The sequence below is a fragment of the Fluviicola taffensis DSM 16823 genome (genome assembly GCF_000194605.1).
GTDB classification, from domain to species: domain Bacteria; phylum Bacteroidota; class Bacteroidia; order Flavobacteriales_D; family Crocinitomicaceae; genus Fluviicola; species Fluviicola taffensis.
The window spans coordinates 2210579-2226354 of sequence record NC_015321.1; the positions used below are offsets into that span (position 1 = coordinate 2210579).

16 protein-coding genes are annotated in these 15776 nt (G+C 37.6%); 12 read left to right on the forward strand and 4 right to left on the reverse strand.

Annotated features, from left to right (window positions below; genetic code table 11):
- Positions 1-88: 88 nt before the first annotated feature.
- The 3 genes from FLUTA_RS09660 to gcvH all read right to left on the reverse strand — a co-directional run bounded on the left by FLUTA_RS09660 (position 89) and on the right by gcvH (position 3422).
- The gene (locus FLUTA_RS09660; protein ID WP_013686688.1) at positions 89-2176 is read right to left on the reverse strand and encodes a T9SS type B sorting domain-containing protein; all 2088 of its coding nucleotides are present in this window, start codon (positions 2174-2176) and stop codon (positions 89-91) included.
- A gap of 202 nt (positions 2177-2378) precedes the next feature.
- On the reverse strand, positions 2379-2939 hold the full coding sequence (locus tag FLUTA_RS09665) for a hypothetical protein (RefSeq protein ID WP_013686689.1): 561 nt from the start codon (positions 2937-2939) through the stop codon (positions 2379-2381).
- Positions 2940-3044: 105 nt separating this feature from the next.
- Positions 3045-3422 (reverse strand): glycine cleavage system protein GcvH, encoded by a 378-nt coding sequence (gcvH, locus tag FLUTA_RS09670; protein ID WP_013686690.1) that lies wholly within the window; start codon positions 3420-3422, stop codon positions 3045-3047.
- Positions 3423-3562: 140 nt separating this feature from the next.
- Here gcvH and prfB point away from each other — a divergent pair, with 140 nt between their 5' ends.
- From prfB to FLUTA_RS09695, 5 genes are all read left to right on the forward strand, one after another.
- Positions 3563-4645 (forward strand): peptide chain release factor 2, encoded by a 1083-nt coding sequence (gene prfB, locus FLUTA_RS09675; RefSeq protein WP_013686691.1) that lies wholly within the window; start codon positions 3563-3565, stop codon positions 4643-4645.
- A gap of 105 nt (positions 4646-4750) precedes the next feature.
- Positions 4751-5095: an arsenate reductase (glutaredoxin) gene (gene arsC / locus FLUTA_RS09680; protein WP_013686692.1), complete on the forward strand. Its 345-nt coding sequence runs from the start codon at positions 4751-4753 to the stop codon at positions 5093-5095.
- A gap of 115 nt (positions 5096-5210) precedes the next feature.
- Positions 5211-5528 carry a hypothetical protein gene (locus tag FLUTA_RS09685; protein ID WP_013686693.1) on the forward strand — a complete coding sequence of 106 codons (318 nt, stop codon included), beginning with the start codon at positions 5211-5213 and terminating at the stop codon, positions 5526-5528.
- 316 nt (positions 5529-5844) lie between these two features.
- The gene (locus tag FLUTA_RS09690) at positions 5845-7242 is read left to right on the forward strand and encodes a type III PLP-dependent enzyme domain-containing protein (RefSeq protein WP_013686694.1); all 1398 of its coding nucleotides are present in this window, start codon (positions 5845-5847) and stop codon (positions 7240-7242) included.
- Positions 7243-7487: 245 nt separating this feature from the next.
- On the forward strand, positions 7488-7865 hold the full coding sequence (locus FLUTA_RS09695) for a hypothetical protein (RefSeq protein WP_013686695.1): 378 nt from the start codon (positions 7488-7490) through the stop codon (positions 7863-7865).
- A 74-nt stretch (positions 7866-7939) separates the two neighbouring features.
- Here the strand turns inward: FLUTA_RS09695 and FLUTA_RS09700 are convergent, their stop codons facing one another.
- Positions 7940-8302: a hypothetical protein gene (locus FLUTA_RS09700; RefSeq protein WP_013686696.1), complete on the reverse strand. Its 363-nt coding sequence runs from the start codon at positions 8300-8302 to the stop codon at positions 7940-7942.
- A gap of 128 nt (positions 8303-8430) precedes the next feature.
- Here FLUTA_RS09700 and FLUTA_RS09705 point away from each other — a divergent pair, with 128 nt between their 5' ends.
- From FLUTA_RS09705 to FLUTA_RS09735, 7 genes are all read left to right on the forward strand, one after another.
- Entirely contained in the window at positions 8431-10200 is a 1770-nt protein-coding gene (locus FLUTA_RS09705; protein ID WP_043023749.1) for an Ig-like domain-containing protein, read from the forward strand.
- Positions 10201-10216: 16 nt separating this feature from the next.
- The gene (locus FLUTA_RS20760) at positions 10217-10708 is read left to right on the forward strand and encodes an ankyrin repeat domain-containing protein (RefSeq protein ID WP_052301367.1); all 492 of its coding nucleotides are present in this window, start codon (positions 10217-10219) and stop codon (positions 10706-10708) included.
- A 112-nt stretch (positions 10709-10820) separates the two neighbouring features.
- Positions 10821-11837: an AAA family ATPase gene (locus FLUTA_RS09715; protein WP_013686699.1), complete on the forward strand. Its 1017-nt coding sequence runs from the start codon at positions 10821-10823 to the stop codon at positions 11835-11837.
- A gap of 6 nt (positions 11838-11843) precedes the next feature.
- Complete coding sequence (locus FLUTA_RS09720) at positions 11844-12713, forward strand: DUF58 domain-containing protein (protein WP_013686700.1); 870 nt, start codon at positions 11844-11846, stop codon at positions 12711-12713.
- Complete coding sequence (locus FLUTA_RS09725; RefSeq protein WP_013686701.1) at positions 12710-13624, forward strand: DUF4381 family protein; 915 nt, start codon at positions 12710-12712, stop codon at positions 13622-13624. Before FLUTA_RS09720 ends, FLUTA_RS09725 begins: the two co-directional genes overlap by 4 nt.
- Positions 13621-14646 carry a vWA domain-containing protein gene (locus tag FLUTA_RS09730; RefSeq protein ID WP_013686702.1) on the forward strand — a complete coding sequence of 342 codons (1026 nt, stop codon included), beginning with the start codon at positions 13621-13623 and terminating at the stop codon, positions 14644-14646. Before FLUTA_RS09725 ends, FLUTA_RS09730 begins: the two co-directional genes overlap by 4 nt.
- Positions 14639-15766, forward strand: coding sequence for a VWA domain-containing protein (locus FLUTA_RS09735; protein WP_013686703.1), 1128 nt, complete (start codon positions 14639-14641; stop codon positions 15764-15766). Before FLUTA_RS09730 ends, FLUTA_RS09735 begins: the two co-directional genes overlap by 8 nt.
- Positions 15767-15776: the final 10 nt, after the last annotated feature.

The following is a 15776-nucleotide window of genomic DNA, read 5'->3' on the forward strand; positions in this document are numbered from 1 at the left end:
TAAATGGGGCTGTAGGATAGGGACAGCCCCTTTTTTATTATCTAAAATCCATTGAACGGTCAAGCAAAAATCTTCCAGGATATACTGATCATCGGACAAGTACAACATGCCCCTGATGCTGGGCTGAAGCAATTCCATTAACACTCGTGGTAATTAACCAGGTATATATTCCAGGTTCTGCATCCGTCCCATGAAATGTTCCGTCCCATCCTTCCTTAGTTGAAGGTTGTTTCCAAACCTCTTCTCCCCAACGGTTATAAATCGCAAAATGGGTAACGCATCCAAAGAAATCAACAGCATTAAAGGAATCATTTATTCCGTCACTTTCGGGTGTAAATGCATTGGGTACAAAAAACAATTCTTGTGGCAGGTAAGATATTGTCTGTGAAATGGTATCAGCACAACCATTCGTATCTGTAACAACCAACGTGATTTCGGATGAAAGTAATTGAGATGGAATCAAACTGAATTCGGAGAAGGACGACAGGTGATTGTGTGCATTCAACCACAACCAGCTATTTATCTCACCCATGGAATGATCTGTAAGTGTCACAGGTTGGTTGGGATCAGCAAGAGCCGGTGTGAAACTGAAACGTGCAACCGGCTTTGGGAAAACGGTTATTTCAGCTACGACGCTATCCCAAAGCAAGCAATTCGATGAGCTGGTTGCAGAAAGCAGGATGGAATAAGTTCCCGCAGTATTATAGGTGAAGTTCCCATCAGGAGTATGGAGAAAACTCCCGTTTCCAAAATCCCAGTGCCATTCGCTTATATTGCCTGTTGCGTCTGCATCCAGCGAAACAGTAAGCGGAGCACAACCTGAAATTTCCGTAACCGAACCGGATATTGATGTAGTATCCATAATTACAGACAGTGTATCTCTTCTCTCCGTGCAGCTCCCAACCTGATAAGAGACCCAATAGATGCCTGATTGTTGAGTGGTTAGCGTGGGATTTGTACTTCCGTCCGACCACAGGAAAGTTGCGTTTCCTGCAGGAACCTGAGGATTTAATTCCATTGCTGAACCGGCACACAGAACGGTATCTGGTCCAAGATCGGGCGTGTCAGGGTTCTGGGTAACAGGATTGTAATGCCAGGGAAGACCATTTATAGTAATCGGGCCGAATGAAACTGCATTTTGAACAAATCCACATCCGGTTCCTGCTATTTCCGGGTTGTTAATAGCTCCGATAAAATTGGCTCCGGCTGGAAATACGTTATAGTTGACATAAATTTTGTCGTTCGGCGCAATTTGTAACTGTCCGGCTTCTCCCGGAACGGAGAGATCTCCAATTTCGGTTCGGCTTGCAGCAATATTAGCTGCTGTCATGTCGTATTGGAAAAGTTTACCAATGCTAAATTCACCAACATACAATTTATTCCCGGATCTGGAGAACTCCAGGCCATAGGACATGTTACCTGCATTTGTGTGTAAATTGGAGGATCCTGTAGCTATTCCCGTTGCGGGATCAAATGTAATCAGATCGATTGCACCCTCCATAAATGGTCTGGTCATAGCAATCAAAGTTCCTGTCCCATTTGGTTTCATGATACCGACTGTTGCATTGGAAACTACAGTATATCCCAAATTTGTGGTAACGGGAGTAGGACTAATTCCGGCAGAGCTAACATGAAAAGCCATAAACACACTGTTGGGAGAGTTTCCGTGTGTAATAATCCAGGTATCGGTGCAATTGGCATGAGGAACTGCGGTTAGCCATTCTCCACCTGATGCAGAAAGAGAAATGTTTTTAAGAGAAGTTACATCACCATTCCCATTATCTAATGACAGGTCTACTTCCGAATAAGTGAGTCCGTTGGAAGGATCTGAAAACATAGCATCCGTTGCAACTACGTAGTATTTACCGGGATTCCCTGGACGAGGAATGGCAATGCACTGGGCACTGATGTTACCAAGAAGTCCAGATCCGTTGGGCATTGGAGAGTTATTTTTGTTCCAAATCACATTGCCGTTGGTATAGAATAATACATTGCCGTTGTTGTCGCTCACAGAGGCGCATGCTTCTTGAGTATTTAACATACTCCCCGAAAAGGGCACAGGATTTCCTGTGGTGAAATTTAATCCTACACCATCGCCAAAATGCCAGTTCATGTGCGCGTTCTGCCCGAAGGCTGCAGAAGTAACTCCGAGGAGGAGAAAAAGGAGAATCTTCATAAATCTAATATATACAGTCAGATGTATGACGAAAAGGGATTTCTGACCGTTGCCTGGGATATTATACCATTGATTGTACTGTCTGGCAGGGTATTTTAAGGGTTACTAATCCTGTTTAAACGGAATTAGTCGAAAACTATGTTTTTATATTACTCTCAGAATCTGATTATTTAAACGCTAAAAGGAAACATGCTCAGGATCTTCATTTCACTCGCTTCAAAGTAAACGGCTCCACGTGAATAATGTCACTTTTATAATAGCTGTCAATCTTTTTATCATCAATCTTAACCGTATAAGAATCAGTAATTTCACCTGTTTCTTCATCTAAATCAGATGTTGTGGTAACTTCTGAGAAAAATGGTCTCAATTGGTCGGCAGTAACACCTTCTTTTGCATTCATGGAATGAAACTCAAAATCTTTGTCCTTTTTCACTACTTTGAAAACATTTAAAACAGGAGATCTTCCCATACATAAATAATATTGTTTCCCTAATTTATTGATGGAAATAGAATCATTGATTTTCATGTGCGAATCGCCCTCACCACTGTTCATAATCAATTCATCAGATTTAATTTCTATAGTGGTTTTCATTTCTGCTCCTTCCATCATTCCTTGAAAACTTTCAGGATAAATTAATTCGTAAGAACCAATCATCGATTTAGGAAATGCCTTTTCCGGTTTTCCAGGTGCATTTGTTGAAGTAACAATGGTGCAAGAATTTAGAAGCAAAATTATTCCAGCAATGTATGAAGCTATTTTCATGTGATTTTTTTTGAAAGGTAACGATTTTTAATTCTGTAGTGGAGTGACCATAAAAAAAGCCCTGACATTTACCGTCAGAGCTTTCATATAAATGGGTATTCTAAATTATCCTACTAAAGCTTGATATCCAGCAGCATCTAACAAACCGTCAACTTCACTTGGATTACTCAATTTTACTTTAATCATCCATCCGTCTCCATAAGGATCTTTGTTTACTGCCTCCGGATTTGCTTCCAAACCTTCGTTAAATTCAATGATTTCTCCTGAAATTGGCATAAACAAATCAGAAACAGTTTTAACCGCTTCAACAGAACCAAATACTTCTTCCTGATCCATTGTTTCACCTACTGTTTCAATTTCAACATAAACAATGTCACCTAATTCACCTTGAGCGAAATCAGTAATACCGATTGTTGCAATATCACCTTCAACACTAATCCACTCGTGGTCTTTTGTGTATTTTAAATTTGCTGGAATATTCATCTTGTTTTTCGTTTAAAGTCTTTTTCTCGGTGCAAATGTAATTTATTTCAATTAAGAATGCAGAATTCAGAATGAAGAGGTGAAAAAAATCTTGGAATATCTTCTCTGGATTCTTCATTCAGAATTCTTAATTTTGGAACATGGTAAACAGTGACCAACTCAAAGAAATTAATCAACGCATTGATGCGATTGCAAGCTATTTAAAAATTCCTGAAAAGGAAATGCAATTGCGTGAAAGCGAATTGAAAACACAAGACCCTAATTTTTGGGATGATCCCAAAAAGGCCGAAGCAGAAATGAAAGACATTCGTGGACTGAAGTTTTGGATAGAATCGTATACACGTTTAAAATCTCAATCGGATGATTTGGAAGTGTTGATTGAGTTTGTGAAAGAAGGTGCCGCAGAAGAGTCTGAATGTGACGAGGCGTACCAATCGATGCTTACTACGATTGAAGAAGTGGAGTTGAAAAACATGCTTTCTGGAGAAGAAGATGCATTGAGTGCAGTTATTCAAATTACTGCCGGTGCTGGTGGTACGGAAGCGTGTGATTGGGCTGGAATGCTGATGCGCATGTATATTATGTGGGCTGAAAAAAGCGGTTACAAAGTAAAAGAGCTCAATTTTCAAGAAGGTGATGTGGCTGGAATTAAAACGGTAACACTTGAAATCGAAGGAGAATTTGCTTTTGGTTACTTGAAAGGAGAAAATGGTATTCATCGTTTGGTACGTGTGAGTCCTTATAATTCACAAGGAAAACGAATGACTTCTTTTGCATCAGTATACGTTTACCCTTCTGTAGATGATACAATTGAAATTTATGTCAATCCTGCTGATATTACCTTTGAAACCTTTCGTTCGGGTGGTGCTGGTGGACAAAACGTAAATAAGGTTGAAACAGCAGTTCGCTTACGACATGCAGCTTCAGGAATTATCATTGAAAACTCGGAATCTCGATCACAACTTGCCAATAAGGAAAAAGCCATGCAGTTATTGCGTTCTCAATTATACGAAATAGAGCTACGTAAGCGCGCTGAATCCAGAGATCAAATTGAAGCAGGAAAGAAAAAAATTGAGTGGGGCTCTCAAATTAGAAGTTACGTTTTGGATGACCGTCGTGTGAAAGATCACCGAACAGATTATTCTGTAAACGACCCAGATAAAGTTTTAGATGGTGATTTGCTGCCTTTCTTGAAATCTTTCTTGATGATGTATGGCAGTTAATAGACTTTAGGACTAAAGGATTTTAAGATGTCAGGACTTGAATTTTTCTCTTCCTGCAAATTGAAGTCATAATATCCTGAAGTCCTAAAATCTTAATATCTCTAAATGAAAACAATCATATACCACAATCCACGTTGCTCTAAAAGTAGAGAAGCGCTTTGCATGCTTGAAGAAGAGGGTGCTGATATTCACATTATTGAATATTTAAAGGAAACTCCGAACGAGGAAGAACTAGCTGATTTAATCAAGATGCTTGGAATTAAGCCTTTCGACCTGATTCGAAAAAGCGAGGATTTGTATAAATTGAAATACAAAGACAAGAAAAAATCGCCCAAAGAATGGATTAAAGTGATGGTCAAAAATCCAGTTTTGATTGAACGACCAATTGTTGTCAAAGAAAATCAAGCAATAATAGGCAGACCTCCAATTTTGGTAAAAGATTTACTGTAATTCATTGAATCTGAAACCTCAAAAGTTTCTTTTTAATAGACAATAAGTTTTCAGTTATCCATCAAATTTCTTTTCATTGATTTTTGTATCTTTAAAAGAATAAAATGACGGAGGTATGATTAGAGATTACGAAACAGTGAGTGAAGCTGTTAACGACTTAAAGAAGCGCGGATATACAGCAGATTTATCCATGGAAGCCGATAAAGAATGCTTAGTTTGTAAATCTACCGCAATCCAATTGTCTCCAGAAGATTTTAGCATTGATGAGGTATATCGGTTTGAAGGGATCACAGATCCTGGTGATGAAATGATTGTTTATGCGATCTCTTCGTCTTCCAATGAAATCAAGGGAATTGTTGTGAATGCATTTGGAATGTATTCAAGTTATCGCGCATCGAAACTGGTCGAACATTTGTCCAAACATCATTCATAGATTCGAATGCAATAGTTGCAGGCTTAGCTTTCATTGTTCATACTATCTATCTAAGTGAACCACGTAAAATCTCGAAAATTTTTGTTCTAAAAAGTGTGAGGCCAAAAGGATTTATACAGTAATAGAACTCCTTGATAATTAATTGGATACCAAAAGCGTTGTAATTTTTGATTTTTTACCTGTCACATCCCAATCTTTCCTCTAAATTTGCACTAAATTATTCAAGAAATAATTTAGTTGATTTTAGAACTTTTAAGAAAGATTTCCGTAACGCTAAAGCTTCAGCGAAGGCGCAGAGGAGTGCAACGTGTAGCCAATGAGAACTAAGTACATTGACCTTATCGAACAAACATTTGATTTCCCTCAAGATGAATTTCATTTGAGAGAAGATCGTTTGATGTTTCATGGAATTGATTTGATGCGATTAATTGAAGAGTATGGTACTCCATTGAAGTTCAATTACTTACCTCAAATTACACATAACATTCAACGAGCCAAAGGTTGGTTCCGAGAGGCAATGAATAACTTGGGTTACTCTGGAAATTACTATTATTCTTATTGCACGAAGAGTTCACATTTCTCCTTTGTTTTGGATGAGGTTTTGAAGAATGATGTTCACATTGAAACTTCTTCTGCATTTGATATTGATATCGTAAAGAATATTCTAAATGCAGGAAAGCTCAAAGAAGGAAGCTACGTTATTTGCAACGGATTTAAGCCTCCCAAGTACATTCAGAATATTGCAGATTTAATTGAGGATAAACGCTTAAATATTATTCCAGTTGTGGATAATACAGCTGAAATACACGATTTAATTGCTGCAACGGGCGAAAATGAATTGAAAATCGGAATTCGAATAGCTTCGGAAGAAGAACCGAAATTTGAGTTTTACACTTCTCGTTTAGGGATTCGTTACCGCGAAATTGTTCCGTTTTACAAGGCATTTATTCAAGATAATCCGCGCGTTCAAATCAAAATGCTTCACTTTTTCATCAATACAGGAATCAACGATACTTCATATTACTGGAATGAGTTGACAAAGTGTTTGAGAATCTATTCCGATTTGAAGAAAGTTTGTCCAACACTGGATTCTTTGAATATTGGTGGTGGATTTCCTATCAAAAAATCTCTCGCATTTGAGTTCGATTATGCATATATGGTACGCGAAATTTTGATGCAGGTGAAACGTGTTTGTTCAGATAACGATATTCCAGAACCCAATATTTATACCGAATTCGGATCATTTACAGTTGGTGAAAGTGGAGGTGCTATTTTTAATGTACTACATCAGAAACAACAAAATGACCGTGAAAAGTGGAATATGATTGATAGTTCGTTCATGACGAATCTTCCAGATACATGGGCAATCAACCAACGCTTTATCATGCTGGCAATTAACCGTTGGAATGATGATTACGAACGCGTCTTGTTAGGTGGATTGACCTGTGATTCTGATGATTACTACAATTCGGAGCAACATTCCAATGCCATTTACCTTCCAAAGTTTGATAAAAACAAACCTTTGTATATTGGGTATTTTAATACGGGAGCTTATCAAGAAACAATTGGTGGATTCGGTGGGCTCAAGCATTGCTTAATTCCCGAACCAAAACACGTGCTTATTCAGCGCGATGAACATGGAAAGATAGTCACAGAACTATTTTCAGAAGAACAAACGGCTGAAGATTTTATGCGAATATTAGGTTATCGTTAAATAGCCAACTAAATCGAATTAGTGTTTTTTCTGCTAGGTTTTTAGTTGAAATTGTTGTAATTTTCTAAAATTCTGAGGCTTGGAGTTAAATATTTCAAAATCAATTGTTTTCTCAATAGTTGAAATGCTAAAAGAACTTAAAAGAATAATTAATTCAATTTTAACAGGAGTTTACTAAAAGTTTAGAGTATTTTTGCACTCTCTTTTGAGAAACGTAAACAAAATATAACAAATTTAAGGGAAGAATGACAACACATATTCAGACCATTTACACCGAAGACAAAACACCGTTTGCCGATACAGTTAACTCATGGTTAGAAGGGTTAGGCTTTCATGTTTTGCCATTTCAGGAGAATGATGAATTGACTGAAAAAATTGATGCTGTCGTTATCTTTCACGATAATCACAATTTTGACAAACGAACTGCTGAATTGCGCGATTTGTTTGAAATTCATCAAGCACCAATTCACAAGATTGATTTGAGTGGTACGATGAATGTTGCATTATCTCATTTGTCGTTGTTTTTCGACCGTACAAAATGTAAAGACGTTTTATTCATCGGAAGCGAAGGAATCAAAGATCATCCAAAAATGGACTTCTTTAAGGAGAAGTGGAATCTTTAATTAATTATCAATTCCATAATTAATCAATTGTCAAGTAAGCACTTCTTGATAATTATCCCATTCATAATTGATAATTACTTCACGTAGTCTTGTTTCAACACTAAAACATATTGATTTCCTTCTATTTTCGAATACCCTTGTTCGTAACAGAAAAAATAGGTGTTCCCTTTTTGCGTTTGATACGTGTTGGTGTAATAGTGAAAGTTAAAACCTTCTTCCGCCAATGTAATGGCATCAACGGTCCGTTTTCCTGAGGGATTTAAAGCTGCTAAGATTCGCCGATTTTTTCGTAATATGTTATTGATTCGACGCACGTACTTTGTTGCATCTTCGTTCAAACGGTTATTAAATGTATTTCTACAATAATCGGAGCAAAATTTCTGATCCTTTCGGCCACTTAGTTTTTGTCCGCATTCTAGGCATTTTCTCTCTAACATTCTATTTAATCATTTCTTCAATTGAAGTAGAAAAATAGTCGATTTATACAAAAGGGGTGCAATAATCTCAAAAATTATTGATTATTAATTCTTTATGAGATATGTTTGTCTACAAAACACTCCTGATTATGAATAAAATTTACTTTTTGCTGTTTTCGATTTGTCCTTTTCTATCCTTTGGTCAAACAAAAGAAATTACATTTTCTGAACTCACCGTTGGAAGTGGAATGTATTTTGGGGCGGTGATGACGACAACAGATATTACGGTTACCGTTCAAGGACCATCCGATCGTTTTTTAGCCTTTGGATTCGGAACGGGTATGGCAACTGGAAACGATGCGATTATTTGGTCAACTTTGGGCTCTGGCGCTGCACCGCTTCAATTACGAGATCACCGAATGATTGGACAAGGAAATGAACCTACTGTTGATTCACAGCAAGATTGGACTGTTGTTTCCAATACGATTTCCGGGGGAAACAGAACGATTGTAGCGACAAGAGCGTTGAATACAGGAGATGCGAATGATGTAGCATTTACTTTTGCGTCAACCACCCAAAATTTGTTCTGGGCCAAGGGAGCCAGTGCTTCGAATCAATTGGTTTACCATGGTGCAGGTAATCGTGCAAGTGGAATTGTTCGCAATTGGATTGTTCCAGATGTTACTCCACCAACAATTTCAAATACAATACCAGCGGATAATGCAATTGGCGCAAGTATCACAACAAACTTGACGATCAATTTTTCAGAGAATATTTCATGGGGAACAGGATCATTAACACTTTATGATGGAAATGACAATGTAATTCAAACTGTTTCCAGTGGAAACCCGAATGTGACCATTACAGGGACGAATTTTTCCTATAATCCACCAAGCAATTTAATTCTGAATACGTCTTATTACATTAAAATTGATGCAACCGCATTTAAAGATGCAGCAAATAACTTTTTTGCGGGAATTGCAGATAATGTTACATGGAGCTTCAATACGAATGATTTGGTTGCACCATTGGTAGTTGCTCCATTTTCACCAGCAGATGATGCTGTAAATGTACCAAGTAATGGTGTTTGCAGTATTTCATTCAATGAAAATGTGCAAATTTCTTCAACAGGTGTCATTGAGATTTTTACATCAGCAGGAACTTTGTTGGAGTCATTCAATTCAGGATCAGCTCAACTTAGTGTAACAGGTTCTACAGTCAACTTTTCCACTACGAATCCATTAGGAGAAAATACCGCTTACTATATTCATATTACACCAGGATTCATTCAAGATTTGGCAGGAAATAATTTTGCTGGAATCACAACGAATACGTTTTGGAACTTTGCTGTGGGAGATTTCTCCACGCCCACAATTGCAGGTTTGAATCCTTTGGATAATAGTATCGGTGTCCTACTAACGACAAATCCAGCAATTACATTTAATGAACCAGTTGCTCTCAGTACAGGAAGTTTCTTTTTAGTAAATGAACTTGCCGGAACTTCAGAAGAATTTAGTAATTCAAATGGAAACACAGTAATTAGCGGAAATACTGTAACACTTAATCCAGCGCTTGATCTTGAATCGACGACTAATTATCACATTTTAATTGATAATAATGCACTGATGGATTTAGCAGGAAATCCCTTTGCTGGAATTTCAGATACCACTGATTGGTCCTTTAGATCAACATCCGAATTGGGCTTACAAGAATTATCGATGAATGAGTATTCTTGGAATGGAAAAGAATTGATTATTCAATTGGATTATTCAGCAGGTCAGATAATTGATGCAAGTGGAAAGTTGGTTCGAAAAATTGATTCACAAAAAACCGTATTGGACAATCTTCCAATTGGAATTTACACCGTAAGAATTCACCAGAATAATGTACCATCATTCTTTAGGATATATATGGAATAAGACACGACTTTTTCTTATGTGTTCAATATTTGCGGGATTTTCAGCTCATTCTCAAGATGTTTTTGAATCGGCACGAACAGGAAATATCAAGCAGTTAAAAAAACTGATTTCGTTAAATAAAGACACTATTTTGAAAGTGAATCAAATGGGTTTTGATCCTTTGATGATTGCTTGTTATCGTGGTCAAACAAAGTGTGCAGTATTTTTGATCCAACATGGAGCAGATGTTAATCGCCCTTCAGCTGAAGGGAGTGCTTTACAAGCGGCATGTTATCAAAATAATACAGATCTCGCAAGGTTGTTGATTTCGAAAGGAGCGCAATTGAATACTCAAGGTCCAGATGGCAATACAGCGTTGATGTATGCCGTTTTGAATCAAAATCTGAAATTGGTGGATTTGCTTAAGAAAGGAGGTGCAGATTTGAAGTTGACAAACAAGGATGGACAAACAGCCCATTCACTTGCAATGACCTTGAGTAATTCCAAAATTCAAAAGCTAGTTCAATGACCTAATTAGAGTCGTTGGAAGCCACGATTAACAACTTACTTAACATAAATTAACAGCAATTGCAAAGCCTTAAGAACATTCTTTCACATATTTGCGACCTTAGGCTAAAACAATGATAGACAACCCTCATTTATCTCCTTCGGAACAGCTGCAAGTGATTGCTAGCGAAATTAAAACCGAAGGATTGAAATATGATTTATTGCGAAAAGAAATCGGTAAAGTAATTGTTGGACAAGAGAACATGGTTCGAAGTTTACTTATTGCCTTACTTGCTGATGGACACGTTTTGCTAGAAGGAGTTCCAGGATTGGCAAAAACATTAGCTATTCGAACACTTTCAAGTGCTGTTTCAGGTGACTTTTCGCGCATACAATTCACTCCCGATTTACTTCCTGCCGATGTGACGGGAACCTTGATTTATCAGCAAAAATCGGAGCAATTCGCCGTGAAAAAAGGCCCGATATTCGCCAATTTTGTCTTGGCCGATGAGATAAATCGTGCCCCAGCGAAGGTACAAGCAGCATTATTGGAAGCCATGCAAGAAAGGCAAGTAACGATTGGTGATTCAACATATCCATTGCCAAGGCCATTTTTAGTGCTAGCAACACAAAATCCGATTGAACAAGAAGGAACGTATCCTTTGCCAGAAGCGCAAGTAGATCGTTTCATGCTAAAAGTATTTATGGGCTATCCTTCCAAGTCGGAAGAGCAATTGATTTTGCGCTCCAATGTAAGACCTGAAGGGTTGGAGAAGATTTCTCACGTCATGAATCCAGAGGATTTAATAAAAGGAAAGCACTTAACACGTTCGATTTATTTGGACGAGAAAGTAGAACGATACATCGTTGACATTGTGGATGCGACGAGAAATCCAGCTAATGCTGGAATTTCCGAGATTTCGAAGTATTTACTCTATGGAGCTTCTCCGAGAGCATCCATCAATTTGGCTTTAGCCGCTAAGGCAAATGCATTTCTAGAACAACGTGCATTCGTTATTCCAGATGATGTGAGAACTGTTGCCATGGATGTTCTTCGCCATAGAATTGGCTTAAATTACGAAGCTGAAGCTGATGGAGTTAAACCTGAGCAAATCATCGAACGTTTATTGCAGCGTGTAGAAGTTCCATAAATTATCATGGATAAAGAAGCTTTACTGAAACGCATTCGTACCATCGAACTTCAAACTCGTGGGATGACCGAACAAGTATTCGCTGGACAATATCAGTCTGCGTTTAAAGGTCGTGGTATGTCTTTTAGTGAAGTCAGATCTTATCAGTTTGGGGATGATGTCCGAACTATTGATTGGAATGTAACTGCTCGTTTTCGTGAACCTTATATCAAGATTTTTGAAGAAGAGCGCGAATTGACGGTTTTGCTCATTATTGATGTTTCAGGATCGATGTATTTTGGTCAAGGAAAAGATTCGAAGATTTCATTGGCCGTTGAACTTGCAGCAACATTGGCTTTTTCAGCAGCTAAAAAGAACGATAAAGTAGGAGCAATCCTCATTTCAGATGAAGTAGAATATTATGTTCCACCAAAAAAAGGATTTGGTCATGTTCATTTTTTGCTTCGAAAATTGATTAATCTGAACCCAAAATCAACAGGTACAAGTCTTGACATGGGTTTGAGATATGCTCGAAATATTTTCAAACAACGAAGTATTTGTTTTGTAATTAGTGACTTTTCACAATCAGAAATCTCCAAAGAAGGATTTGCAAATACTGCCCGCAAACACGATTTGGTGGCACTTGGAGTAAGTGATCCAGGAGAAGGAAAACTTCCCGATGTAGGTTTTGTACGTTGGGTAAATGCCGAAACGAAGGCTACCAATTGGATTGATAGTTCTTCTGTGAATGTTCGAAAAGAATATGAGAACAACTTCCAACTTCGAAAAGAAAAAACAGAAATCTTTTTCCAGCAATTGGGAATTGATGCTGCATTTTTTGAGGTTGGTGATCATGTTTATTTGCCTTTACTCCAATTATTCAAACGCCGCAAATGAGGATTTGCTTATCCATATTGACAATTTGCTGTTTCGGAATGGTTGGCGCGCAAACCAAACATGTTTTTTGGGAGCATGATTCTGTACGTGTTGGGGATAAAGCTAAATTGACCATTTTGGTTAAATACAAGCCAAGTAAGTTTGATTACAATCCAATTTCAGGAGTGTTTATTTGTGATGTCATTCATAAAGGTGAAACGCTTTGGAAACCAGGAGGTGAACTAGAAATCACTTCTTTCAAAGACACCACATATACCCAAAAAGGAGTTTCTTATTGGAAAGGCGTTTATGAACTAACAGCTTGGGATTCTGCAAAATACCGCCTGCCTGATTTATGGATGACCTGGAAGGATTCCACATTTTCTTTTAGAGCACCGTCTTTACATGTTGGATTCGTGAAGAAAAAAGTAAAAGAAGGTATTGATGAAATTGTGATTGAACCAGAAACCGATTCTTGGAGATTTTTGAAAGATTATTGGTGGTTGATTCTGATTGTTCTTGTGGGAATCACTTTGGCCATTTTATGGAATCGACGTCGAAAAATTCAAAAAACAGAAGAGTTGAGTTTGAGAGATCGAACGCTGTTAGCTATTAAACAGTTGAAAAAGAAGGAAGAATGGCTTCATGGGAAAACCAAATCTCACTATGTTTCTTTTTCTTCTATTTTGAAGATGTATTTGAGCTCTAGATTTGAATTGAACCTAATGGAACGCACTACACAAGAAACAATTGCTTTACTGAGGTTGAAACAATTGGATTTTGTAATGGTAAAACGCATTGAAATTCTCTTGAAAGAATCAGATATGGTAAAGTTTGCGAAGACCGAGTTGGATGACATCCACATTCGATCTAGTTTGATGCGCCTAGAAGAAATAATCACCGAATTAAGTCCACTAGAAATTCCAGAATGAGTCGCTATTTCAACATCTTTTTTTGGGAATATGATTTCTACAAACCACAGCTATTGTGGCTCTTATTGGTGATTCCAGTTTTGTTGTTTTTTTGGGAGTTTTTGCAAAAAAATCGTACTGGTCAATTAAAATATGCGAATTCGGAAAAAGAACAACTGGCTTATTCCGTAAAATGGGTTCGTTACATTCGCTGGGGAATTACGTCGTTTTATGCGTTCTCAATGGCTTGTCTTGTTTTTGTTTTTGCTGAACCCTACAATAATTCAATCGATCCGCCTAAGATTGATTACAAAAATGGAATTGATATTATTTTGTCGATTGATGCTTCGGGTTCCATGTTGGCACAAGATTTTGATCCAAATAGATTAGAGGTTGCTAAGCGAGTTGCAAAGAAATTTGTGGATTCAAGAAAAGGCGATCGGGTTGGTTTGGTTGTTTATGAAGGAGAGGCCTACACCGCTTGTCCAGCAACCTTGGATTATAAATTATTGAAGGAACAAATTTCAGCCATTGAGCCAGGTCATTTAGAACCCGGAACTGCAATTGGAAGTGGTTTGGGGGTTGCGGTAACCCGACTTAGAAGTGATAGCTTGATTTCCAAAGTGATTATTCTTTTAACAGATGGAAGTAGCAATACAGGTCCAGAACCCTTGGAAGTTGCTGAACTTGCCAAAGCAAAGAAATGTAGAGTTTATACGATTGGAGTAGGAGCAGATGGAATGGCTCCAACTCCTGTAAATACTCCATTTGGAGTCGTTTATCAAAATTTACCAGTAGAAATTGACGAAGGAGTTTTGAAAGAGATTGCTTCAGCTACAAATGGCAAGTATTTTAGAGCACAAGACGAAAAATCACTCGAAAAGATTTACGCAGAAATAGACAAATTGGAAAAACGTAAAATGGAAGATCAGCATTTAGCTGCTGAACCGCCGCTTACCTTGTTTCCGTTCTTTATTTGGAGTATGATATTCTCTTTAATCGCTTGGGGAGTTCAACGATTGAAATTCAAATTGGATGACTAAAAAAACAACGACATATCAGCGTTTGATGAGCTTATTGCTTATTTCTGAAGGTGGTTGGTGGCTTTTGGTGTTGATGGCGTATCTTTTTATTCCATTTAATAGCTGGAATGTAAAGTTACTTTTCCCCGAAATGCTTTCACTTTGGATGCTCATTCCTGTTTTCGCAGGTTTGTCTTGGATTCATTGGAATTGGAAGGCGAAAATTTATGAGAACTATTCGGGTTATGGAAATACACGAATGCTTTGGGTAACTTTTGAGCCCTTAAAGGCCTTTTTGCATTATTTTTTGCTTCGTTCAACCTATTTCTTTATCATTTTGGCGATGGCTCAGCCTGTTGCTGGAAGCCGAAAAGTAAATGGCTCCAAACGGGTGTTGGATTTGGTTATTTGTTTAGATATTTCAAATTCCATGAACACCCAAGACATGGGAGGAAATGATGTGAGTCGATTAACAGCTGCAAAACAAGCAATTGGGGAATTACTAAATCAATTGAAAGGTGAGCGAATTGCAGTGGTCATTTTTGCAAACGATGCGTATACTCAGCTTCCTTTAACAATGGATTATGGCGCTGCAAAATTGTTTATTCCAGATATTGAAACATCCATGATTTCAGATCAAGGAACCAATGTTGGAAGAGCTTTGGAAATCGCACAAGAGCAATTTAAAGACACCGAATCTGGAAAAGCGATATTAGTGATTACCGATGGCGAAGATCATGAAGCTCTTTGGAAAGAACAAATTGCAGAATTGAAAAAGAAAAATGTAGAATTGACCTATTTGGGATTAGGTTCTAGTAAAGGTGGCTTGATTCCAAATAATCCGTACGATATCTCTGAAGGTTATAAAAGAGAAAGTGGACAGGCTGTTGTCTCAAGAATCGACAAAAGTGGTTTAGAAAGAATGGCAAGTGAATCAGGAAGTATCTTGGTTACATCGGATTCGCCCTTTCCGAATATTTATGATATTGCTACAAATTATAAAAACACCAAAAACAAACAGGTGATGAAAGTGGAATTTAATGTAGATAAAAACTATTTTTACGTCCCTACAATTTTGGCACTTCTATGCATGATATGCTACTTCTTTTTACCAATTCTAATACGCTCAAATAAGTCATGAAATCAGCTTT